A 21,060-nucleotide genomic window follows, 5' to 3' on the forward strand; every position below is an offset into this window, starting at 1 on the left:
GCTTATGGACGCAGCAAGGATCATCGTTGGCGCTGAACTCGGTTCGCGGGTCAGGATGACCGCATGACACAGACAGCCCGGGTCGCCCTGGTCGGCGACCGATCGGACGGCGTCCGCTCCCACGTCCGCATCCCGATGCTCTTCGATCGGCTCGCCGAACGCGACGGCCTCGAACTCGACGCCTACTGGATCCCGACGGACGCCGTCGGCGACCTCACCGGTTTCGACGCCGTCTGGCTGGTGCCCGGCAGTCCTTACCGGTCCGAATCCGGTGCGATCGAGACCGTGCGTGCCGCCCGCGAGAACGGCATCCCGTTCCTCGGAACCTGCGCCGGATTCCAGCACGCGCTGCTGGAATTCGCGCGGAACGTCTGCGGTCTCGGCGGAATCGGGCACGCGGAGAACGCGCCGGACGCGGAAGAGCGGTTGATCGTCCCGCTCGCGTGTTCGCTCGTCGGGCACGAAGGCGCGGTCCACGTCACGCCGGGCACCCTGGCGGCACGGGTTCTGGGGGCGGAGCGTTCCGTTGAGCGGTACCACTGTTCGTATGGTCTCGACGCCCGGCACCTGGACACCTTGGCGGCGAAAGGGGTGGTCTTCAGCGGATTCGACGGCGATGGCGACGCGCGGATCGCGGAACTGCCGGAGCACCCGTTCTTCCTGGCGACGCTGTTCCAGCCGGAACTCGCCGGCGACGGAACCCGGCCGCATCCGGTCGTCCGCGCCTTCGCTTCGGCCGCCACGGAGCACGCGAATCTGACCGTCCACAGTGGACACTGACGGTCGTCGTGGGCCGGATGGCCGCTGACACTGCGGAAGTGATCGACTACCGTGAGCCAAGGGGAGGGGCTCATGGAGAAGGGGGATTCCGCTCGGGGCACCGCGTTCAGGGCCGCTTTCGCGGTCGGCGAGTTCCGTGCGTTGTGGGCGGCCGAGGCGCTTTCGCAGGCCGGTGACCAGCTGGCCAGGGTCGCGTTGTCGGTGCTGGTCTGGGAAAGGACGGCGTCGGCCGGGCTGACCGGGCTCACCTATGGCCTGACGTATCTGCCGACGCTGATCGGCGGCACGCTGTTCGCCGGTCTGGCGGACCGGTATTCGCGGCGGACGGTGATGATCGTCTGCGACCTGGTGCGCGCGGCGATCGCGGCGCTGATGGCCGTCCCGGGGATACCGCTGCCGGTCCTGGCCGGACTGCTGGTGATCCTGACGATGGCGGGCGGTCCGTTCCGGGCGGCGCAGCTCGCGTTGCTCCCGGACGTCCTCGAAGGCGACCGGTACGTCGCCGGGCTCGCGGTCCGGACGATCACCATCCAAACGGCACAGCTGGCCGGATTCGGCGGTGGCGGACTGGTGATCGGTCTCGTGACGCCCTACTGGGGACTGGTGATCGACGCGGTGACCTTTGTGGTCTCGGCGCTGCTCGTGTCCGTCGGGGTGCGCCGCCGAGGGCCCGCCGCCACGGAATCTTCGGTGAAAAGCCGTGTGGCGCGGGCTTTCAGTGGCGAAGGCGCCAAGGAACTGTGGCAGGGCAAGGGAATCCGGGTGCTCTTCGGGTTGAAGATGCTCGCCGGGTTCGCCATCGCGCCGGAAGGGCTCGCGGCGCCGCTCGCCGTCGGGCTCGGGGCGGGCAGTTTCGCGGTCGGACTTATTCTCGCGGCCGATCCGATCGGTTCGGTAATAGGTTCGTGGATCTTCACGAAATGGGTTCCGGCACGACGGAAAACGCGAATCGTCGGCATTCTCGCCATCGCATCCGTCGTTCCTTTGGTGTTCGTCTTCTTTCGCCCGTCATTACCCGTCTGCCTCGCGCTGATCGGGCTCAGCGGGGCCTTCGCGGCGCCGTACCACCTGCAGGCCGTCGCGTTGATGGCTCGCGCGGTGCCGGACGGCGTCCGGGCGCAGGTGATGGGCCTGACCTCGACGAGTTTGGTGACCGTGCAAGGAATCGGGATCATGCTCGCGGGCGGTCTCGCCCAGTTGACCGGTCCGTTCGTGGCCGTCGGGGTGGCCGCGACGGTGGCCGTCGCCTCGGCGGGACCGATGGCGATGGCGTGGAAACGGGCCATCGCCACCGGCCCCGATGTATGGCTCCCGGCCGGGAGCCGAACCGGCTGAATTGGTGGGATCAGTCCTCGCGACCGTTCATGATGGTCCTCCCTCCCACTGCTCCATCTGTGTGTTCCGGAAATGACTCGAGCCACCCTCAGTACTACCTCGGATACATTGAAATGTGTACGGAAGGGGGACCGGTGACGATGATTATGGGGGATGTCGAACTCGCCGGAGAAGGGGCCGGCACACGTCTGAGAGCCAGGGTCCGACGCTGGGAATTATGGTCCGGACCACGCGGTGTTCCCGCGGTTTTTCTTGTGGTGGAAGGCCTCGCGGCGGCAGTCGCCGTAATCGCCTTGCTCCGATCGAACTACGAGACTACGGAATTCGTCCGATTTGGATCACTGCTCGGCCTCGCTGTTCTGCAGGCCGAGCTTTCGCGTTCGGTGGAACGGTTGCGGCGCACGCTGTGCGACCGGCCGCATATCAACATGACTTCGGTGTGGACGTTCGCGGGGGTGCTCGTCCTGCCGTCCGGGCTCGCGCTCGCCCTCGGTCTGCTCATCTACCTGCATCTTTGGTTCCGGGTGTGGCGGGGGATGAGCCACCGCCCGGCCTACCGCGTCGTGTACTGCGCGGCGGCGATCGTGATCTCCTGCCTGGCCGCGGGGGCCATCGTCGCCGGCTGGAACGGGCTGCCCGTCGGGTTCGCCGGCTCACTGAAGATCGTCGAAGCGGCGGCAGTGTTCACGGTGGTCAACGCGTTCATCGTGGCGCTCTCGGTGTACCTGCACACCGGGGCGAGGTCGCTGCGGTCGCTGTTCGGCACCGGCGACGACAACCTGCTGGAGGTCACCACCCTGGTGCTCGGGACCTCGACCGCGCTGGGCATCGTGCACGCGCCCGCCCTCGTCCCGTTCGTGCTGCTGCCGGTGCTGGTGCTGCACCGCAGCGTGCTGGTGCGGCAACTGGAGATCGCGGCGAACATCGACGGCAAGACCGGCGTCCTGAACGCACACGCGTGGCACGCGCTGAGCGAACGGGAGCTGTCGTCGGCGGCGAGGGCGAAGAGCAAGCTCGGCGTGCTGATGCTCGATCTCGACCATTTCAAGCAGGTCAACGACGTCTACGGGCATCTCGCGGGCGACGTCGTGCTCAAGGTCGTCGCGAAGACGATCTCCGAGCACGTACGCGACTACGACTCCGTCGGCCGCTTCGGTGGCGAGGAGTTCGTCGTGCTGCTGCCCGGCGCGACGGAGACCGAGGTGCTCCCCGTGGCCGAGCGGGTCCGCCGGGCGGTGATGGCGATCGAGGTCGAGGTCGCGACCGCGTCGGGGCCCCGGGTCGTGCGAGGGCTTTCGGTGTCCATCGGCGCGGCGGTGTACCCGTCGGGCGGGACCGTGCTGGAGCGGCTGCTGCACGTCGCCGACTCCGCGCTCTACCAGGCGAAGAACAGCGGGCGGAACCGCGTCGTGTCCCTCGCGGCCGCCTGACCCGTTGGACTACGCGATCGCCACCGAAGCCCCAGCAACACCACCAGACCCCGCAGTCGCAGCGGTGGCGCGTGAAGGCCCCCTTCACTGCGCTAGACGCAGTGAAGGGGGCCTTCACGTACTTCAGGGGCGAGCCACGTCGTGCCGCCTGAGGCACTTGGTGTCCGCAGTGGTCACTTTCCGAGCAGTGTACGCCTGCTTTATATCGTTAAGTCCGGTTCCGCGTAGGGTCGTGAGTGGTAAAGAGGGTTAGAACGACCATTCCCACTCACGACCCCCGCGTAATACTGCGCAAAGCGCCTAAAACAGACACCTCGGCCTCGAAAGATGTCCTTTTTGGACAGTCCAAGGGACGTGCCGAGTAGGACCGCCCTCCCCGCTCGTGAGGGGGCTACCAGGGTGAGTTCTCTTCGTCGTCCGGCGCTTCGTGGCGCCGTTCGCGAGGGGCCTGAGGCGGAGCGTCGGTCGAGGCCGCCGGAGGTGCGGGCGGCGGAGGCGGCGGCTCTTCCTCCTCGATCTCGGGGAAGCGGCTGCGCAGGGTCCCGATCATCAGCGACCTGGTCTCCTGGTCCTCGTCGCCGAGCGATTCCTGCATGACCTCGGCGACCTGACCCGCGATCCCGGCCTGCGCCTGGTGCATGGTCTGCAGGATCGCCCGCGACAGTTCCTCCAGCGGGTACGTCCTGGCCTTGGTCCCGAACTCGATGTCCGTCACGCCGCCGTCCGCCCCGACGGTGATCTTCACGGCGCCGTCGGAGCTGGACGCGGTCAGCCGGAGCTGCTCCGTCCGCTCTTGGGCGGCGGCGTACCGCTGAGCCTTCTCTTCCAGCCCGGCGGCCCATCGCTCCATTTTGCGCTGGGCCTCGTCCGGGTCCAGCATGAGCTCGCCGAGCTCGTTCGCGCCGGTCACTTCTTTCCTCCGATGTTCAAGGCGGAGAAGTCCGCTTTGAACGGTTCCGCGTTGGTCTTGTCACCGTCTACATAGGACTTGGCAGCGGTGCGGACGTTGTCGGCCGTCGCCTGTATCCCTTCCACGGCAGCCTTGATCGTCTCCGCCGCGCGTTCGCCCGCCGGGTTGACGATCGGCGGCAGGAACGCGCACAGCAGGCCGTACGCGTCCGCCGACATCGCCGAACCGGTCGCGGCGTGCGCGGTGTTCAGCCGGTCCACGAGCCCGTCGAGATGGCTCGCGTGCGCGGTCAGGTCGTCCGGATCGACCTCGAACGAGGCGGTCACTTCCAGTCCTTGTTCTTCCAGTCGCCGATCACCGGCGGCGCCACGACCTCGTCGGCCGCGAAGAAGGACGGGTCGTCGGATTCGACGTAGTCGGCGACCTTGTGCTCCTTGTCGTCCTGGCCCTGTCCCTTACCGGCGCCGGGGGCCATCCCGCCCATCGGGCCCATGCCGCCGGGGGTACCGGGCTTGCCACCGGAGGCCGCCGCACGGGCCGCGGCCGCTTCGGCGTCCATCGCGCCGGCGCCGACGGCGCCGCCCATGCCGAGCGAGCCGGACGCCCGTCCGGCGCCACCGAGACCGCCGCCGCCCGCGCCACCCGCACCAGTACCGCCGCCGCCGAAGCCACTGGTCCCGCCGGTGCCGCCACCGCCGGGGATGTTCGGCATGCCGAGTTTGGGCGCGTTGTACGGCGTGCCCTTGTACGAGTTGCCGTCGGGGAACGAGGGGCCGGTGAGCCGCTCGCCGATGCCGCCGGGCCGCGGAATCGGCGGGATGTTCGGCATGACCGGCCTCGGCCCGCCGCTGGTGGGCCCGTTGGGCCCGTTCGGGAGCGGGATGTTCGGCGGCGTGAACGGAAGACCACCGCCGGGCCGCGGTCCGCCGCTCTCCGGGATCGGGATGTTCGGCGGGGTGAACGACGGCGGCGAAACGGAGGGGGGCGTGTAGCCCGTCGTGCGCGTGCTGTCGTCGATCTTGGGCATGTTCGGGAGGTTCGGGCCCGACGACGCGGCGGGCTTGTAGGTCTCGCCGCCGGTCGGCCCGTTCGGGATGGTGGGCATGTTCAGGTTGCCGCCAGGGCCGCCGCTACCGGGACCACCGCCGCCGGGGAAGCCGCCGGGACCTCCGCCCGGACCACCACCGGGGCCGCCGCCCGGTCCGCCGGTCGGCGAGTTGAACGGCGAGACACCGCCGGGACCACCGGCCCCGCCCTGCGGCGTCCCGTCCATCGAAGCGACAAGGCCGTCCGGGCGCGTCCGGTCCGTGACGGCGCTGAAGGGGCTGAGCTGCCCGTCGGCGCCTTCGGGCGACATCCGGTCGCGAAGCGTGCCGGCGGGCGAGCCCGCGCCACCGCCGGCGGGAGTGCCCTGCATCTGCCTGGTCGCCGTCGCCAGCTTCGGCGGGGCGGGGAACGCCGGGGTGGCGATCGCCGCTCCGACCGTGGTGTCGAAGTCGGTCATCACCTTCGCGGCCTGGTCCCGCGCGTCCTGCTGCTTCTTGAAGGTGCCGAGATCCTTCCCGAGCTGTGCCATGTAGACGTACGGGTCGGTGATCTTCTGCAGGTTGGCGTTGGCCTCCTGCACGCTGAACGCCACCGGCGGGTTCGCCGCCATCTGCTTCTGCGTCTCGTTGAGCGTCTGTGAGTGGATCTGCTGCTGCCGTCCGGCCAGCGTCGCGCCGTTCGCGGTCGAGCCGAGCCATTTGCCGACACCGGCGAGGTGCTCGCGGGCCGCGTCGCCGCCCTCGCCCTCCCAGTTGGCCGTGCTCGCGCTGATCGCCTTCGCCAGGTTGCGCTGATGCGAGGCCAGGTCGTTGCCCGCCCGGACCCACTCTTCGGAGGTCTCGCCCACCGCGGCCGGATCCGCGTTGTCCAGGATCGCGGTCTGCATCTGCTCGTGGGTGGCGTTCGCCCAGACCGTGGACGGCGGCTCGCCGGGCTTGCGGATGTCCAGGTTCTTGTCGAGACCTTCGCGCGCCTTCTCCAGCTGCCCCTCGTACATCTTCTGCGTGAAGATGTCCTTGAAGCCGTTGAGCGCCTTGTCACCCCAGCCGAGGATGTTGAAGAGGAGGTCCGTCCCGGCCGAGGCCCCGGCCCGGATCTCGTCGCCGGAGGCGGCCTCGTCCGCCAGCGGTCCGACGTAGTAGTCGGACGACGAGTCGGCCGTCGGGTCGTAGTGCGGGTCGAGCTTGTCGTAGTCGGGCGAGTTCGGGTCGGAGACCTTCGCCGTCTTCTCCTCGGATTCGGTCACGGGTCTCTCCTTCAGATCTCGGTGTCGATCCGCTTCAGGTCACGCTGGTTCTGCGTGTCGCGTTCCCGGTAGTTCCGCTGGGCGAGCTCGATCGCCTCGATGTAAGTGGGGAACTCGGCGCGAGCGGCCTGGAGCTGGGTGAGCAGACCTCGCGCGTCCGTCGCGGTGCCGTGCATGTGCTCGGACACCCAGCGGGCGGTCGCGGTGGAGCTCATCGGCGGCGACTTCTGCAGCTTGGTCAGCGCGCTCCAGCGCTCTTCGAGGCTGTCGATCACACCCTGGAGTGAACGGATCATCTCCTGGCCGGTGGTCTCGTCGACGGCGAAGCCGCCCTGCTTGGCCATCTCCTTCAGCCGCGCGCTCGCGAACGCCACCTTGCGCGCCGCCATCATCGGCTGCAGTTCTTGTGCTTCCTCGGTCAACGGAGGGTCCTCTCGCCGGATTCAGGAAGGTCAGTAGATGTCCGCGATGGCGTCCCGGATCGCGTTCGCCACGCCCGATTGACTGGCCGGGTCGTAGTGCCCGATCACGGCGCCGGAGGCCTCGTCGGTCTCGGTCCGGATCAGGTACCGGCCGTCTTCGGTGTCGAGCCAGCTCAACGGTGTCGACCGGAGCCGTTCGCCGCGGCGGCCGATCCCGCTCACGATGATGTAGCCGCCGCCGAGACGGGTCCCGGACAGCACCTTCTCCAGGACCTCGACGTCGCTCTCGTCGTTGCGCGGCGCCGCGGCCTCCGGCCGGGCGCGGACGACACCGGTGAACTGGAGGTTGCCGAACGCGTCGGTCTCTTCCTCGTCGAACTCGGCTTCGGCCTGGCGGCGCGCGGCCATCGCGGAGACGGCGCGTTCCTCCTTCTGCACGAGCGTGCGGCGGCCGGTCGACGCGGGGCGCATCCGCGGCAGGACCCCGGAGAGGACCTCGACCAGCTCTTCGTCGTCGAAGAGCGCGAACTGCAGGAGGTCTTCGCCGTGGGCCTGCGTGATGCCGAGCGCCTGCCTGCCGTCGGTGAGCGCGAGGACGGCGATGTCCTGGCCGATACCGTCGATACCGTTGATCGAAACGGTGATCCGGTGGTTCCCGAGCAGCGCGAACGCGGTGCGGACGGCCTGGTTCAGCTCGCCGTCGATCGACAGGCGGCGCCGTTCGAGATCGGTATAGACCTTCCGGATGATCGCGGAGTACCGCTCCGGGTCGATCGAAGTGTTCTGGACGCGCAAGGGAAACAAGCGGGCGTCGACGCCAAGCGCCCGCCCGACCACTGTCGCCTCGACCGTCCCCAGCGCGAAATCGGCTCGCTCAGCCATGCTTCTGCGCTACTCCCTCACGGGGTCGGGCCCCGACTTTGTTAATGGCCAAAACAAACTAGCACAGCGCATGAACCTACGGAACCATACGTACACCGCTGAACCCGATGGAATGGATCACCATGCCCGATCGGGCACTTTTCTTGCCCCTAAAGGAATGACGGCCTGTTCACCGGCGCGTTACCGGTCGGCCGCCGCGGGGGCGTAGGTCGTCATCCGGCGGGCCACGTCGGTCCGCGAACGGGCGCCCAGTTTCCGCAGGACCTTCGCGACGTGCTGTTCGACCGTACGCGGCGAAAGGAACAATCCGTCCGCTATCTCCCGATTCGTGCGTCCGTCGGAAAGCATGCGCGCGACCTCGAGTTCGCGGGGCGAGAGCTCCTGGCCGTAGCCGCGCCGCCCGCGCTGCGAAGGCGCCCACGCGCCGTGTTCCCGGAGCAGGTGGCGGCAGCGTCCGGCGTCCCTGGTCGCGCCGAGCCGCTCGTAGGCCTCCGCGGCCGCCGCGAGCTCCTCGATCGCCTTGCGGTCGCCCGCGTCGAGACGGCCCGCGGTCAGGCGGCCCGCGGTCAGACGGCACAGCGCCGCCCGCTCGCGGGCGCCGATGGCCTGATAGGGCATCGGCAAGGCTTCGTAACCGGCCGCGGCCTCGTCGAAAACCGTTGCCGCGGCGGGATGTTTGCCGCGCGCGTCGAGCAGGATCGCCCGGCCGGCGAGCAGCGCGACCCGGGAGACCGGCGAATCCTTGCCGTCGACGCCGCGGGCGAATTCCTCGACCACGGCGTCCGCCTCCGACCAGCGCCCGGCCCGCGTGTAGGCCTCGGCGGCCGCGGGGACGAGCGCCGCCGCCCACACCCAGACACCCTTGCGCCGGGCCGCCGCGACGGCGTTGTCGGCCGCCGCGCACGCCCCGTCGACGTCGTCCGTCGCGAGGAGCACCCGGATCAGGACGCCCGCCGCCGAGAGGACGACCGGGATGGGGCCGTGCTCCGGCGCGTGCACACTCGCCGCTGTCAGATGTCGTTGCGCGGCGGCGAATTCCCCGCGCACGGCGGCCAGCCCGCCGAGGACGAGCGAGCATTCCATGACGATCGGGCCCAGGTCGGGATAGCCGTCGCGGAGCTGTTCGGTGGCCTCCGCGAGCCCGGACCAGTCGCCGCGCACCCAGTCGAGCCGGACCCTGGTGCCCTGCGCGAGGCCGGCGGCGTAGAGCGCGCCCGCGTCGGTCGCGCGGCGGATCCCTTCCGTGACCAGCTTTTCCGCCCTGGCCAGATGTCCGGCCCAGGACTGCGCGTCGGCGAGGTTGCACCACATCCTGGCCAGCTGGACCCGTTCGGCGACCCCGCCGCCCTGGTCGGCCAGTTCGGTGAACTCGGTCCAGGCCGAGCCGTCGCCGATATGCGCCTGGGTGGAGATCCGGTCGCCGAGCAGCGCGAGGCGCAGCTCCGGGTCTTCGATCCGGTCGAAGACCTCGCGTGCCCGGTCCATCCAGACCTCGTGCCAGGACAACGGGGTCAGCCCGTCGATCGGCTGGGCGAGCAGGTTGATCCCGCGCGCGGCCAGCTCCGGCTCGTCGACCAGTTCGGTGATCGCCTTCTCCACCTCGACCCGGCCGCGGCCGAGCCGCCCGATCGTGCGGACCAGCAGCATCCCGAGGCTGAGCCGGATCGTCCCGCGCACGCTCGGGCGCAGGTCGGTGAGGTCTTCGAGGATCCGCTCCAGCGTCTCGATGACGTCCGGGCGGAACCCGCGCAGCGCGACCTGGCTGAGCTTCGTGGCCAGCCGCGCGATGTCGTCCTCGCCGAGTCCCGCCTCGGCCAGCACGGACTGGAGCAGGTCGATGGCGCGTGAGGTGTCGCCGTGGGCGATGGCCTCGTCGGCGGCGGCTTCGGCGTAGTGACGCCATTGCCCGGTCCGGCCCGCCGCGCGCGAATGGTTCGCCAGCAGGGTCAGCGGCGGGGCGGGCTGCTCGGCGAGCACCTTGATGGCGCGCGAATGCAGCAGCGTCCGTTCCGGACCGCTGATCGTGTCGTAGACGGCCTTGCGGGCCAAGGGATGCCGGAAACCGTAGCGGTCGCCGCCGAGTTCGCCGAGCACTCCGCCGTCCAAAGTGGACAACAGGGCGGTGCGGAGGGCGTCACCGTCGAGGCACGCGAGTTCACCGATCACGGCCGGTTCCGACGGGACGGCGAGCACCGCCGCCGCGCGGGCGAGCCGGACGGCGGGTTCCGGCAGCGCGTCGAGCCGTTCGGTGATGGCCTCACGCAGGGAGATCGGGACTTCCAGGCTTTCCAGCAGCCGGTCGCCCAGCACCTCGCCGATCGGCAGCCGTCCCGCCGCGTCCCGCAGCGCCCGCAGTGTCTCCTCGACCACGAACGGGATCCCGGCGGTGCTTTCGTGGAGCTTCGCGGTGAACGGCGCGGAAACCCTCGGCAGGTCCAGCAGTTCCTCCGCGAGCTTCCCGACGGCGTCGAGATCGAGCGGGCCCAGCGTCACGCGGGCGGTCTGGACGTTCGGCGGGGTGCGGAACGGGATGCCGGCACCGTGCCCGGAGGGGGAACCGGTCCGGTAGGCCGCGACGACGGCCAGCTCGGCGGGCATCGCGGCGGCGAGGAAACGCAAGAGGTCGCGGGTGCCTTCGTCGGCCCACTGGAGGTCGTCGATCAAGACGAGCGCGGGCCCGCAGGCGATCAGGAGTTCACGGACGGCGCGGAACTGACGGTGGCGTTCGGCGCACGGGTCGGCGAGCGGTTCCGGTTGGGGCGGAAGGCTTTCCGCCAGTTCGGGCAGCAAGGGTCTCAGTACCCCGGCCACCGGGCTGAGCGGCCCGAGCGGCCGGTCGCCCGCCGAGCGCAGCGCTTCGAGCACCGGCCCGAACGGGAACGGTTCGCGCATCGGCTGGCAGGCGCCCGAAAGCACCCGGGCGGACGCGAACTCGCGGCGCCCGGCCAGCTCTTCGAGCAGCCTGCTGCGGCCCATCCCGGGTTCGCCTTCGATCAGCACGGCGGCGGGACGGCGCAGCAGGATCTTCACGATCGCCGAGACCTCGACGTCGCGGCCCACTAATGCCGTCGATCCGGCGCGGACCGAAACCGAGGTCGGGCGAGGGGTGGCAAGCCACATCATGCGCTCCTCGGTGGGGAGTTCCCGCTGAGCCCGACACGATCTTGTGCGTTGTCCTGCGGAGCCTAAGCACTGCCTACCGGGTCGTAAACCACCCAACACGGACACCCCGGGCACCCCCTGAGGCCGTTCGAGGACGCAGAGTCACCGGTTGGCTGACGGATCATCGGTTGGAAAATCACCGGGCACCCGAAACGTCGGCCACCAACCTGATTCGGCGATTCATCCCACGTTCAGGGGGTGGAAACGACTACGCAAGGTATTCGCTCGAAACCCTACTTACGGACGTGTCCGTCCGGGTGCCTGCTCTAGGTGGCCGCCCGTGGAGCAGGGGATTCGGTTCCCGAAGAATGGGTATACCTATCCCGCGCCGACCCGGATTGCGGCCTTCCCCGGAGTCCAGAACCCTCACCCGTCAGGGGAGGGCCATCGCATGGCGAACCGGAGCCGTGCGTGATGACGAGGGAGAAGCATGAAGATCACGAAGCTCCTCGGTGTGGCCGCCACGGCAGCACTGGCCACCGGCGCGCTCGTCACGGGTACCCCCGCGGCAGCGACCTCGAACACTCTGCTCAACGCCGAGATGGTCCCCGCCCTGCAACGGGACCTCGGCCTGACCGCCGACCAGGCACTCGCCCGGATCCAGAGCGAGACCGCCGCCGGCACGCTCGAACAGGCGCTCGCCTCGACGCTCGCCGGCAGCTTCGGCGGCGCGAGCTACAACGAGGCCACCGGCAAGCTCCGCGTCGGCGTGACGGACGCGGCGAAACTCGGCCAGGTCCTCGCCAGCGGCGCGGAAGCCGAACTGGTCCGCTTCTCGGCCGCCCAACTCGATTCCACTGTGGACAGACTGAACGCGAGTGAGCGCGCGGCGGACGGCGCGATCACCGGCTGGGGTGTGGACACCAAGACCAACCGGGTGACGGTGAACGTCCTGCCGGGCAAGAGCGGCGTCGTCGACTCGTACCTGGAGAAGACCAAGGTGGACAAGACCGCCGTCTCGGTGGTCGAGACCACTTCGGTGCCGACCCTCAAGTACGACGTCCGCGGCGGGGACGCCTACTACATCAACAGCTCTTCGCGATGCTCGATCGGCTTCTCGGTCAACGGCGGCTTCCTCACCGCCGGGCACTGCGGCCCGGGCACGGTGACCGGCTCGAACCGCGTGGCGATGGGCTCGTTCGCCCGCGTCAGCTTCCCGACCAACGACTACGGGCACGTCCGGGTCAACAGCAACTGGACGCCGCGCGGCATCATCAACAACGGCACCCGGGTGAGCGGCTCGACCGTCGCCGCCACCGGCGCTTCGGTCTGCAAGTCGGGCTCGACCACCGGCTGGACCTGCGGCACCGTCGGCGCCAAGAACCAGACCGTCCGCTACGCCGAAGGCACGGTCTACGGCATGACCGCCACCAACGTCCGCTCCCAGGCGGGCGACTCCGGCGGTTCGTTCATCGCGGGCAACCAGGCGCAGGGCATGCTGTCCGGCGGCAACAGTTCGGTGACCTACTTCTTCCCGGTCCGGCCGGCGTTGTCCGCGACCGGGACCTCCCTGGTCCTGGGCTGACACAGGACGAAGGGCGGACCGAGTGCCTCCAGCGCACTCGGGCCGCCCTTCGTTTTCGTGCCGCGGGAAAGTTTTCAGACGTTGCTGATCTCCTCGATCAGCGCTTCGACGTCGAAGTGCTCGCTCTCGGACCCGAGCGGGACCAGGTCGTAAGTGGACTCGAGGAACGTCTCCACGTCCTCGCGCTCCAGCTCGAACGACGCATAACCGTCGGGTGACTCGATTTCGAGCGTCAGCATCGCCTCGTCCTCGGAGAGGTCGGGGCGGACGCGGACGTCGCCGAGCCCGGCGGGATCGGTGAGGCCGGTGACGAGCAGTTCACGCGCGAAGGTCCACTCGACCCACCGGCCGCGCTCGGTCCGGAACGACACGGTGACCGCGAACGGCTCGCCGGCGTGGAAGGACAGGCGGGAGAGAACGGGCGTGCTGCTGTTGTTCAGCAGAACGAACTGGCTCTGGTGAATTGCGTCGGTGTGCACGGCCACTCCTCAGTGCTCTCGTGGTTCGCGCGGCGCGAACTTTTCGTCTCGGGGAGGAGATGGCCGGGCACGGGCCGGATGACGCGACTGTCGCCACGTTCACGCTATCGGCTGCATATGTCCATAGTGGTGTAACGCCGGGCACAGACCCCTTGCGTTCGGGCCGATACCCGTGGTGACGAGGTCAGGGAGTCCTTTTTGGACCTTCAGGGCTCCAGTGGCAGGGACAGCCCGGTCTTCACCCGGTCCATCGCCACCGACGTCGTGAAGTGCCGCACGTTCGGGTTGTCGAAGAACATCCGCCGCGTGAACGTCTCGAAATCCGCCATGTCCCGGCAGGTCACCACGAGCACGAAGTCGGCGTTGCCGGTGACGTAGTAGCACTGCTGGACGTTGTCGTCCGCGAGCACCTGACGGCGGAACCCGTCGAGCACCGCGAGGTTCTCCCGCTCCATCTCGACCATCACCACGAACGTCATCGACAGCCCGAGCGCCGCCGGCGACAGCACCGCCACCTCGCGTTCGATCACCCCGGCCTCGCGCAGCCGCTTGATCCGCCGCTGCACGGCCGCCGCCGACAGGCCCACCTTCGCGCCGATGTGCTCGGCGATCGTGCGGGCGTCGGACTGCAGGCAGGCGAGGATGGCGACGTCCAGGCGGTCGAGGTCGGGTGTGTGCACCAGGTCAGGCTAACCGGACGGCTCTCCCCGGCGCCTGTTCTTTGATCGCGCCCTCGCGCGGCGTCGGTCACGCCCGGGCGAAGGTGAGAATTCTTTGAATTGTGACCCGGAACACAACTGGCGGGTCTACTGAATGGTAGCGCTTACAAGTGAATGGCAGACCTCTCATTTCCCCGCGAAAGGATTTCTTGGTGCCCTCATCTCAGGCGGCCGTTCTCGCCGGTCTCGGCTCTTGGCTGCCTCCGCGCGTGGTGGGCAACGAGGAGATCGCCCAGCGGCTGGACACCTCCGATGAGTGGATCCGCTCGCGGACCGGCATCGCCGAGCGCCGGGTCGTCGATCCGGGGACGTCCACTGTGGATCTCGCCGTCGAGGCGGGGCGACGGGCGCTGGCCTCGGCGGGGGAGACCGAGGCGGACGCGGTCGTGCTCGCGACGTCGACCGCCGACCAGCTGTGCCCGGCCAGCGCGCCGCAGGTCGCGACGAAGCTCGGGCTGAACGGTGTCGCCGCCTTCGACGTCAACGCCGTGTGCAGCGGGTTCGTCTACGGGCTCGCCACCGGCGCCGGGCTGATCGCCGCCGGTGTCGCGCGGCGGGTGCTGGTGGTCGGCGCCGACGTCTTCACCTCGCTCGTCGACCCCGAAGACCGCGGCACGGTGCCGATCTTCGGCGACGGCGGGGGCGCCGTCCTGTTGCGCGCGGGCGACCCGGACGAACTCGGCGCGCTCGGCCCGTTCGACCTGCACAGCGAAGGCGAACTGGCGGAACTGCTCTGGGTCGAGGCCGGTGGCGCGAAGAACCGCCGCTCGGACGACCCGCGTGACCACTATCTGGTGATGCAGGGCCAGACCGTCTTCCGGCACGCCTGCGCGCGCATGGCCGAGTCGGCGCGCGCGGTGGTCGGCGCCGCGGGCTGGGCGGTCGGCGACATCGACCGGTTCATCGGGCACCAGGCGAACATCCGCATCCTGCAGACCTGCGCGAAGCAGCTCGGGCTCGCGGAGGACGTGATGTACTCGAACATCGAGAAGGTGGGCAACACGAGCGCGGCGTCCATCCCGATCGCGCTGGCCGACGCGGCCAAGGAGGGCGCGCTCCAGCCTGGGCACCGCGTCGTGATGGGGGCGTTCGGGGCCGGGCTGACCTGGGGATCGACGTTGCTGCGCTGGCCGGACGTCATTCCGGGCTGAGCGCCGCCCAGGCGGGCGTCGGTTCCTGACGCCCGCGAAGCTCCAGTTCCGCGTACGGCTCCCAGTGCGAGCGTTCGCTCTCCAAGGCCGCTTTGAGCACCGCTTCGCTCGCCAGGATCCGGCCGTCGGCGGCTTTCGCGTACTCGGTCAGGCGCGCGGCCTCGTTCACCGCGTCGCCGATGACGGTGTACTCGAACCGGCTGCTGGTGCCCAGCTGACCGGCGAAGACCCGGCCGCTCGCGACGCCGATGCCGAGGTCCAGCTCACCGGTCGCCTGGACCGCGTCCCGGATCGCCCGCGCGGCCGAAAGCGCGGCCGTCGGCGCGTCCGCGAGCCGGGTCGGGGCGCCGAAGACGCAGAGCGCGGCGTCACCCTGGAACTTGTTGACCAGCCCGCCCCGCGCCCCGACCGCGTGCACCACGCTGGTGAAGAACCGGTTGAGCATCTTCACCAGGTCTTCGGGCGGGGTGCGGCTCGCCAAGGCCGTCGAATCGACGACGTCCACGAACAGCGCCGTCACCTCGCGCACGTCACCCGAAAGGGAGGCGCCGTACTCGAGCGCGTGCCGCGCGACCTCGTCCCCGACGTGCCTGCCGAAGAGGTCCCGCATCCGTTCCTGCTCGCGCAGCCCGGCGGCGAGATCGTTGACCGACGTCTGCAGCAGGCCGATCTCGCTGGAGTCGTCGACCTCGACCACGACCTCCTTGTTGCCGCGGGCGATCTCGTCGAGCGCTATCCGCAGGCGGTGCAGCGGAGTCGCGACGGCCTTCGCGAGCAGGCCCGTCCCGATCGCACCGACGCCCAGCCCGATCACCGAAAGCATGATCAGGCTCGCGACGTGGTCGCCCTGGCCGAGATCCGGCGGCGTGGCCACCAGCAGCACGCCGAGGAACGGGACCCCGCTCGCCAGCGACCAGGTGACGACCACCCTGGTCAGCACGGTGACCTTGAGCGTCCCCTTCGGCGGCGTCACCTTGAGCGCGATCGTCATCACCGGCCGGGCGACCCATTCCGCGGCGAGATAGGTGAGACCGACCGTGGTCAGCCCGCCGAGCCCGATGACCAGCGCCATCCCGAGCGCGTCCATCCAGGACCCGAGCACCCGCGCGAGTGAACCGAGCACGATCGTGCCGATCAGCCAGAGCGTGCCGCTCACGATCCCCATGTCGACCGGGAGCCGGAGCGCCCGCTCGGCCTCGGCCTTCGTCGGCGGGCGGCCGAAGACGAACCAGACCGCCGTGCGCCGCTGCAGCCACGCCGTCCACACGGTGCCGACGATCAGCGACAGCGCCACGATCCCGGCCGCGGTGACACCGAGGATCCAGCCGCGATCGCCGACCTCGCTCGGAAGGCCCTGCAGGAGCAGCAGCAACGCCACGACACCGGCGCCGCACACACTGGATCCGACGCCGAGCGCGGCGAAGCCGAGACTGGTCCTGAGCACCAGCCGGAACCGGCTCGACATCGTCTTCGCGCGCACCCGGTGATCGTATGACCTCCGGCGGAAAACGGTTCGCCGGTTCCCGGGCGCGGTGGTTACCGTGCGGGCATGGAACCGCTGGGCCAGGACGAGATCAGAGCGTCCTTCGTGAACTGCACCCGAGGCGAGGCCAAGGGGGTCACGCTGCCCGCCCGGCCCGAAGAGATCCCTTGGGAGAAAAGGGAATTCCTCGGCTGGCGCGATCCGAAGGCCGCCGCGCGGGCGTATCTCGTGCTGCCGTACCGCGGGGAGACCGTCGGGCTTTCCCTGCGTGCCGCGCCCCGGCCGAAGGGCCGTGTGCTGCTGAGCAACATGTGCGGCCTGTGCACGACGACACATCCGCTGTCCGACATCGCGCTGTTCTCCGGCCGCCGCGCCGGGAAGCTCGGGCGCGAGGGCAACACGCTCGGCATCTACGCGTGCGCGAATCTGGCGTGCAGCCGGTACATCCGCGGCGAGCTCAAGTCGGACGTGCCGCAGCCGGCGGAAACGCTGTCGCTCGAAGAACGCGTCTTCCGGCTGGAGGACAAGCTGCACCGGTTCGTGGAGCGGGTACTCGAGTCACGCTGAGGTACACCGCCTGCCGTCCGTCCGATCACGCGAAACCGCCCGGCGACCATGTCGGCGCGGATGAGCGACCGGGGTGAAGGCTCCCTTCACTGCATTAGACGCGTTGAAGGGAGCCTTCACCCCACCATCGACCCGCCCGCGACCACGACACCTTTACCTTACCCCTCAATAGAACCGTCCTCGCCACTCGCGAGACCTGACCCCCGCGGCCCGGCGACCATGTCGCGAAAGCCACTTTCGCAACCTTCAACGTTGCGAAAGGGGCTTTCGCAACGCTTCCGGAACCGCCCCGGCCGCCTTCTGCCACGCCTCAGAACCGCATCCGCAGGATCCGCCCCATCTTCTTGAACGCCGGGAACAGTCCCGCGAACCACAGCTGCGCCCGCATCGACCCGGAAAGCCGGTCCTTCACCTCAGGCGTCGCGTAATCCGTCGAATCGAGTTTCGACACCAGCGTCAGCCCGAGCCGCTCCAATTCGGAAATCTCGTCGATGCCCCAGTACAGCGTCGCGTTGGCTTTGCGGACAACGGGATTCAGCTTCTGCAGTTTGATCCCCAGCCTGCTGAAGATGTCGAAGACCATTTCGCCGCCCTGCGGGAAATGCGCGATCAGCCGCCGCAGCAATTCCTCGCCTTCGGACGGCCGCAGGTACATCGTCAGCCCCTCCGCGATCACCAGACCGGGTTTGTCCGACGGGATCTCGTCGATCCAGCCGAAGTCCGTCACCGACGAGCCGATGGTCCGGTAGCCGTCCCGTTCGGGATAGATCCGGGCGCGCAGGTCGACGACCTCGGGGTAGTCGACGTCGAACCATCGCACCGTGGGCGGCGGGTCGACGCGGTACACGCGGCTGTCCATCCCGCAGCCGAGCTGGACGACGGTCGCGTCCGGGTGCTCCCGGAGGAACGACGCGGCCCAGTCGTCCATCGGCTTGGCGCGCAGCGCGACGGTGAGCCCCATGTCGGCGTTCACGCCCAGCGAGGCGAAGTCGTAGTCGATCTGCTTGACGGCCTCGTCGGCGGCCTTGTCGCCGAGGATCGGCCGCTCGCCGCGGGCGTCGAGCGCCCGGCCGTACAACGTGGCGAGCATCGTCGCCTTCTCTTCGGTGAACCGGACCTTCTCCACCGCACACCCCCGTCAGAAGTTTCACAAACTTCTGAAAACAATACTCGCGCGAGGGCGGCCGCGCCATCAAGGAAGCGTTAATCCCCGGTCGTGTAGTCGTGGACGTAGGTCTTGGCGTCGAGCAGATGCCGCAAGGTGATCTCCCGCGCGGCCGCCGCGTCCGACCGGCGGATCGCTTCGAGGATCGCGCGATGTTCGTCGACGGCCTTCTTGATCTGCCCGGGAAGCCGCAGCGCCGCCCGCCGCTCCTCGCCGACCAGCGAGAGCACCGAACGCAGCAGATCGGTGACGTCGTCGTTGCCGGCGTTGCCCGCGATCACCCGGTGGAATTCGGCGTCGGCCGCGATCACGCGCAGCATGTCGCCGTCGGCGGCCGCCTGGTCCATCTCGTCGACGGTGCTTTCCAGCCGGGCGAGCACTCGCGGAGTGTGCTCGAGCGCGAGCCGCTCGGCCAGCGTCGGCTCGACGGTGGTCCGCAGGTCGAAGAGCTTCTCGACCAGTTGCTCGTGTTCGGAGAACCACCCGCGCAGCGGCTGTTCGTCGAGGTTCTCGCGGACGTAGGTGCCCGAACCCGGCCGCACCTGCACGTAACCGATGGAGTCCAGCACCCGCAACGCCTGCCGCAGCGAACCGCGGCTGATCCCGAGCTGCTCGCAGAGCGCCCGTTCGGCGGGCAGTCTCGACCCGGCGGGGAGCCTGCCCGAGTCGATCATCGTGCGCAGATGATCGACGGTCGCACTCCACACCTGTTCGCGCTCGTCGTCGGCCACGGCCCCATCCTCGCAGGCCCGGCGGGACGTCCGGAATTGTCGGTGCGGGATGTCATCCTGTGCCGATGACTGGGGTGGCAGGGCTGATCAAGGCATGGGTGCACGGCTGGGCGCTCTCCCGCGGCGTCGGGGTCCCCGTCGCCGAGCCGGACGGTTACCGGCTCGACGTCGGGCGTCCGGGGCATCGCGTGCGGTACGTGCTGGCGGACACCGGATCGGTCGCGAACCGGGCGCGTTCGCTGACCGAGCCCGGAACGTGGTTGAAGGTGAGCGGTTCACGTGAGGAAGTGGCGAAGACGGTGCCGCCGGAGTGGAAGGTGGGCCCGCCGGAATACCTGATGAGCGCGCCGATCGCGCTCCGTCCCGTCATGGCCGCGCCCGAGCCGTACCGGGCGGAGCTGGTCGGCGATGGCGTCGTCACCGACGTCGTCGTGCGCGCGCCCGACGGTTCGCGCGCGGCCACCGGCCGGGTCGCGATAGCCGGCGGCACGGCGGTGATCGATCAGGTCGTGACGGAGCCCGAGCACCAGCGGCGAGGGCTCGGCCGGTTCGTCATGCGCAGGCTCGACGAGGTGGCGGTCGCCGCCGGGGCGGAGCGTGCGGTCCTGGTCGCGACGGAGGAGGGGCGCGCGTTGTACCTGACACTCGGCTGGACGGTCGCCACGGAGATCACCGCGGCCCATCTGCCGGAGGAGAACTGACATGGCGGCGGTGTTCAAGGACATCTGTCTCGACGCGAGCGACCATCAGGCCCTCGCGGACTGGTGGTGCGCCGCGATGGGCTACGTCCGCCGCCACCGGGACGAGCGGCCGGTGGAATGGCCGGTCGCGATCGAGGATCCGGCCGGTCGTGGCCCGCTGATCTGGGTCAACCCGGTGCCCGAGGCGAAGACCGTGAAGAACCGTATGCACATCGACGTCTTCGGCTCGACGGCCGAGCTGGTCGCCACCGGGGCGCGGCTCGTCCGGGCCAGGGACGGCGAGATCGACTGGGACATCCTCGAGGATCCGGAAGGCAACGAGTTCTGCGTGTTCTCCCCGCCGAACGGGACATAACGGGCTCGTTGAATGTTCGACTAGACACATCCGGAGCGCGAAAGGAGGTAACGGTGCTTAGGGTGCGGACGTGAGTGCTTTATGACGTGGTGGCACGCGGTAGTGATCTTCATCGCGGGGCTCTGGGCGGGCACCATCAACACGGTCGTCGGTTCGGGCACGCTGGTGACGTTCCCGGTCCTGGTCGCGCTCGGCTACTCGCCGCTGACGGCGACGACGTCCAACGCGATCGGCCTCGCCCCCGGCACGGTCAGCGGGGCGATCGGCTACCGGCAGGAGCTCAAGGGCTACTGGCCCGAGGTCGTCAAACTCGCGGTGGCGTCGTTCTTCGGCGCGATCTGCGGGACGATCCTGTTGCTCTCGTTGCCGAAGGACGCCTTCGAGACCGTCGTGCCCGCGCTGGTCGGGCTCGCGGTGGTACTCGTGATCGTCCAGCCGCGCGTGGCCGCCTGGGTCGCGAAACGCCGCGAGGAGAACGGGAAGGTCCACAAGATCGGGCCGCTCCTGTTGTTCCTGATCTTCCTGATCGGCATCTACGGCGGATACTTCACGGCCGCGCAGGGCGTGATGATGGTGGCCGTCATGGGGATGCTGATGTCGGAGTCGCTGCAGCGCCTCAACGGCGTCAAGAACGCCCTGTCCGCCGTCGTGAACATCGTCGCGGGCACGATCTACGCCTTCATCGCGCCGGTCAGCTGGCCCGTGGTGGCGCTGCTCGCGGTCGGGTCGACGATCGGCGGTCAGCTCGGCGCGAAGATCGGCCGCAAGCTCTCGCCGAAGGTGCTGCGCGGCGTGATCGTCGTGGTCGGTGTCGCCGCAATGGTGCAGCTGCTCCTGAAGTAAGAACGGCCCGCACCCCGACCGACACCCCCCGGCGAACGCCATGAAAGGTCCTTTCCTTGCAAAATTTGCAAGGAAAGGACCTTTCATGGCACGCGAGATGGGAACGGCCCGCACTTCGTCGGCGAAG

20 protein-coding genes are annotated in these 21,060 nt (G+C 69.3%); 9 read left to right on the forward strand and 11 right to left on the reverse strand.

What is annotated here, in order from left to right:
* The first annotated feature begins 63 nt into the window (after positions 1-63).
* The 3 genes from ACSMFO_RS13920 to ACSMFO_RS13930 all read left to right on the forward strand — a co-directional run bounded on the left by ACSMFO_RS13920 (position 64) and on the right by ACSMFO_RS13930 (position 3,545).
* Entirely contained in the window at positions 64-780 is a 717-nt protein-coding gene (locus tag ACSMFO_RS13920; protein WP_436458915.1) for a CTP synthase C-terminal region-related (seleno)protein, read from the forward strand.
* Between the two features lie 72 nt (positions 781-852).
* The gene (locus tag ACSMFO_RS13925; RefSeq protein ID WP_038507619.1) at positions 853-2,115 is read left to right on the forward strand and encodes an MFS transporter; all 1,263 of its coding nucleotides are present in this window, start codon (positions 853-855) and stop codon (positions 2,113-2,115) included.
* Between the two features lie 293 nt (positions 2,116-2,408).
* Complete coding sequence (locus ACSMFO_RS13930) at positions 2,409-3,545, forward strand: GGDEF domain-containing protein (protein WP_360088601.1); 1,137 nt, start codon at positions 2,409-2,411, stop codon at positions 3,543-3,545.
* 391 nt (positions 3,546-3,936) lie between these two features.
* Here the strand turns inward: ACSMFO_RS13930 and ACSMFO_RS13935 are convergent, their stop codons facing one another.
* The 6 genes from ACSMFO_RS13935 to ACSMFO_RS13960 form a co-directional block, all read right to left on the reverse strand.
* Positions 3,937-4,455 (reverse strand): YbaB/EbfC family nucleoid-associated protein, encoded by a 519-nt coding sequence (locus tag ACSMFO_RS13935; protein WP_436458916.1) that lies wholly within the window; start codon positions 4,453-4,455, stop codon positions 3,937-3,939.
* The gene (locus ACSMFO_RS13940; protein WP_038507628.1) at positions 4,452-4,781 is read right to left on the reverse strand and encodes a type VII secretion target; all 330 of its coding nucleotides are present in this window, start codon (positions 4,779-4,781) and stop codon (positions 4,452-4,454) included. Before ACSMFO_RS13940 ends, ACSMFO_RS13935 begins: the two co-directional genes overlap by 4 nt.
* Complete coding sequence (locus ACSMFO_RS13945; protein ID WP_436458917.1) at positions 4,778-6,748, reverse strand: hypothetical protein; 1,971 nt, start codon at positions 6,746-6,748, stop codon at positions 4,778-4,780. Before ACSMFO_RS13945 ends, ACSMFO_RS13940 begins: the two co-directional genes overlap by 4 nt.
* An 11-nt stretch (positions 6,749-6,759) precedes the next feature.
* Positions 6,760-7,170: a hypothetical protein gene (locus ACSMFO_RS13950; protein ID WP_436458918.1), complete on the reverse strand. Its 411-nt coding sequence runs from the start codon at positions 7,168-7,170 to the stop codon at positions 6,760-6,762.
* A gap of 30 nt (positions 7,171-7,200) precedes the next feature.
* The gene (locus tag ACSMFO_RS13955) at positions 7,201-8,052 is read right to left on the reverse strand and encodes an ESX secretion-associated protein EspG (protein WP_436458919.1); all 852 of its coding nucleotides are present in this window, start codon (positions 8,050-8,052) and stop codon (positions 7,201-7,203) included.
* Positions 8,053-8,232: 180 nt separating this feature from the next.
* Positions 8,233-11,172 carry an ATP-binding protein gene (locus ACSMFO_RS13960; RefSeq protein ID WP_360125909.1) on the reverse strand — a complete coding sequence of 980 codons (2,940 nt, stop codon included), beginning with the start codon at positions 11,170-11,172 and terminating at the stop codon, positions 8,233-8,235.
* 472 nt (positions 11,173-11,644) lie between these two features.
* Between ACSMFO_RS13960 and ACSMFO_RS13965 the strand changes: the two genes are divergently transcribed.
* Complete coding sequence (locus tag ACSMFO_RS13965; RefSeq protein ID WP_436458920.1) at positions 11,645-12,739, forward strand: S1 family peptidase; 1,095 nt, start codon at positions 11,645-11,647, stop codon at positions 12,737-12,739.
* 74 nt (positions 12,740-12,813) lie between these two features.
* On the opposite strand, the gene ACSMFO_RS13970 is transcribed toward ACSMFO_RS13965, so the two are convergent.
* Positions 12,814-13,218 carry an SsgA family sporulation/cell division regulator gene (locus tag ACSMFO_RS13970; RefSeq protein WP_016330736.1) on the reverse strand — a complete coding sequence of 135 codons (405 nt, stop codon included), beginning with the start codon at positions 13,216-13,218 and terminating at the stop codon, positions 12,814-12,816.
* Between the two features lie 206 nt (positions 13,219-13,424).
* On the reverse strand, positions 13,425-13,898 hold the full coding sequence (locus ACSMFO_RS13975; protein WP_037333334.1) for an Lrp/AsnC family transcriptional regulator: 474 nt from the start codon (positions 13,896-13,898) through the stop codon (positions 13,425-13,427).
* Between the two features lie 191 nt (positions 13,899-14,089).
* Between ACSMFO_RS13975 and ACSMFO_RS13980 the strand changes: the two genes are divergently transcribed.
* Positions 14,090-15,088: a beta-ketoacyl-ACP synthase III gene (locus tag ACSMFO_RS13980; RefSeq protein ID WP_436458921.1), complete on the forward strand. Its 999-nt coding sequence runs from the start codon at positions 14,090-14,092 to the stop codon at positions 15,086-15,088.
* Here ACSMFO_RS13980 and ACSMFO_RS13985 read toward each other — a convergent pair.
* A complete protein-coding gene (locus ACSMFO_RS13985) occupies positions 15,075-16,553 on the reverse strand; it encodes an adenylate/guanylate cyclase domain-containing protein (RefSeq protein ID WP_436459022.1) in 1,479 nt (492 codons plus the stop codon). The genes ACSMFO_RS13980 and ACSMFO_RS13985 overlap by 14 nt on opposite strands.
* Before the next feature lie 84 nt (positions 16,554-16,637).
* Between ACSMFO_RS13985 and ACSMFO_RS13990 the strand changes: the two genes are divergently transcribed.
* Positions 16,638-17,138 (forward strand): FBP domain-containing protein, encoded by a 501-nt coding sequence (locus ACSMFO_RS13990; RefSeq protein WP_436458922.1) that lies wholly within the window; start codon positions 16,638-16,640, stop codon positions 17,136-17,138.
* Positions 17,139-17,448: 310 nt separating this feature from the next.
* Here the strand turns inward: ACSMFO_RS13990 and ACSMFO_RS13995 are convergent, their stop codons facing one another.
* Together ACSMFO_RS13995 and ACSMFO_RS14000 are read right to left on the reverse strand one after the other, a co-directional pair.
* A complete protein-coding gene (locus ACSMFO_RS13995; RefSeq protein WP_037333326.1) occupies positions 17,449-18,264 on the reverse strand; it encodes a class I SAM-dependent methyltransferase in 816 nt (271 codons plus the stop codon).
* Between the two features lie 77 nt (positions 18,265-18,341).
* The gene (locus tag ACSMFO_RS14000) at positions 18,342-19,034 is read right to left on the reverse strand and encodes a FadR/GntR family transcriptional regulator (RefSeq protein ID WP_436458923.1); all 693 of its coding nucleotides are present in this window, start codon (positions 19,032-19,034) and stop codon (positions 18,342-18,344) included.
* A gap of 74 nt (positions 19,035-19,108) precedes the next feature.
* Here ACSMFO_RS14000 and ACSMFO_RS14005 point away from each other — a divergent pair, with 74 nt between their 5' ends.
* From ACSMFO_RS14005 to ACSMFO_RS14015, 3 genes are all read left to right on the forward strand, one after another.
* Complete coding sequence (locus ACSMFO_RS14005; RefSeq protein WP_436459023.1) at positions 19,109-19,735, forward strand: GNAT family N-acetyltransferase; 627 nt, start codon at positions 19,109-19,111, stop codon at positions 19,733-19,735.
* Position 19,736: 1 nt separating this feature from the next.
* Positions 19,737-20,090, forward strand: coding sequence for a VOC family protein (locus ACSMFO_RS14010; RefSeq protein WP_436458924.1), 354 nt, complete (start codon positions 19,737-19,739; stop codon positions 20,088-20,090).
* A gap of 81 nt (positions 20,091-20,171) precedes the next feature.
* The gene (locus ACSMFO_RS14015; protein WP_038507665.1) at positions 20,172-20,933 is read left to right on the forward strand and encodes a sulfite exporter TauE/SafE family protein; all 762 of its coding nucleotides are present in this window, start codon (positions 20,172-20,174) and stop codon (positions 20,931-20,933) included.
* Positions 20,934-21,060 lie beyond the last annotated feature (127 nt).

This window comes from Amycolatopsis sp. w19, from assembly GCF_051373225.1.
Taxonomy (GTDB): domain Bacteria; phylum Actinomycetota; class Actinomycetes; order Mycobacteriales; family Pseudonocardiaceae; genus Amycolatopsis; species Amycolatopsis japonica.

Bases quoted from the DNA above. Each gene is read 5' to 3' on its own strand.
- ACSMFO_RS13920 (WP_436458915.1), top strand. From the start codon at position 64: ATGACACAGACAGCCCGGGTCGCCCTGGTCGGCGACCGATCGGACGGC.
- ACSMFO_RS13925 (WP_038507619.1), top strand. From the start codon at position 853: ATGGAGAAGGGGGATTCCGCTCGGGGCACCGCGTTCAGGGCCGCTTTC.
- ACSMFO_RS13955 (WP_436458919.1), bottom strand. From the start codon at position 8,052: ATGGCTGAGCGAGCCGATTTCGCGCTGGGGACGGTCGAGGCGACAGTG.
- ACSMFO_RS13960 (WP_360125909.1), bottom strand. From the start codon at position 11,172: ATGTGGCTTGCCACCCCTCGCCCGACCTCGGTTTCGGTCCGCGCCGGA.
- ACSMFO_RS13965 (WP_436458920.1), top strand. From the start codon at position 11,645: ATGAAGATCACGAAGCTCCTCGGTGTGGCCGCCACGGCAGCACTGGCC.
- ACSMFO_RS13985 (WP_436459022.1), bottom strand. From the start codon at position 16,553: ATGTCGAGCCGGTTCCGGCTGGTGCTCAGGACCAGTCTCGGCTTCGCC.
- ACSMFO_RS13990 (WP_436458922.1), top strand. From the start codon at position 16,638: ATGGAACCGCTGGGCCAGGACGAGATCAGAGCGTCCTTCGTGAACTGC.
- ACSMFO_RS14010 (WP_436458924.1), top strand. From the start codon at position 19,737: ATGGCGGCGGTGTTCAAGGACATCTGTCTCGACGCGAGCGACCATCAG.
- ACSMFO_RS14015 (WP_038507665.1), top strand. From the start codon at position 20,172: ATGACGTGGTGGCACGCGGTAGTGATCTTCATCGCGGGGCTCTGGGCG.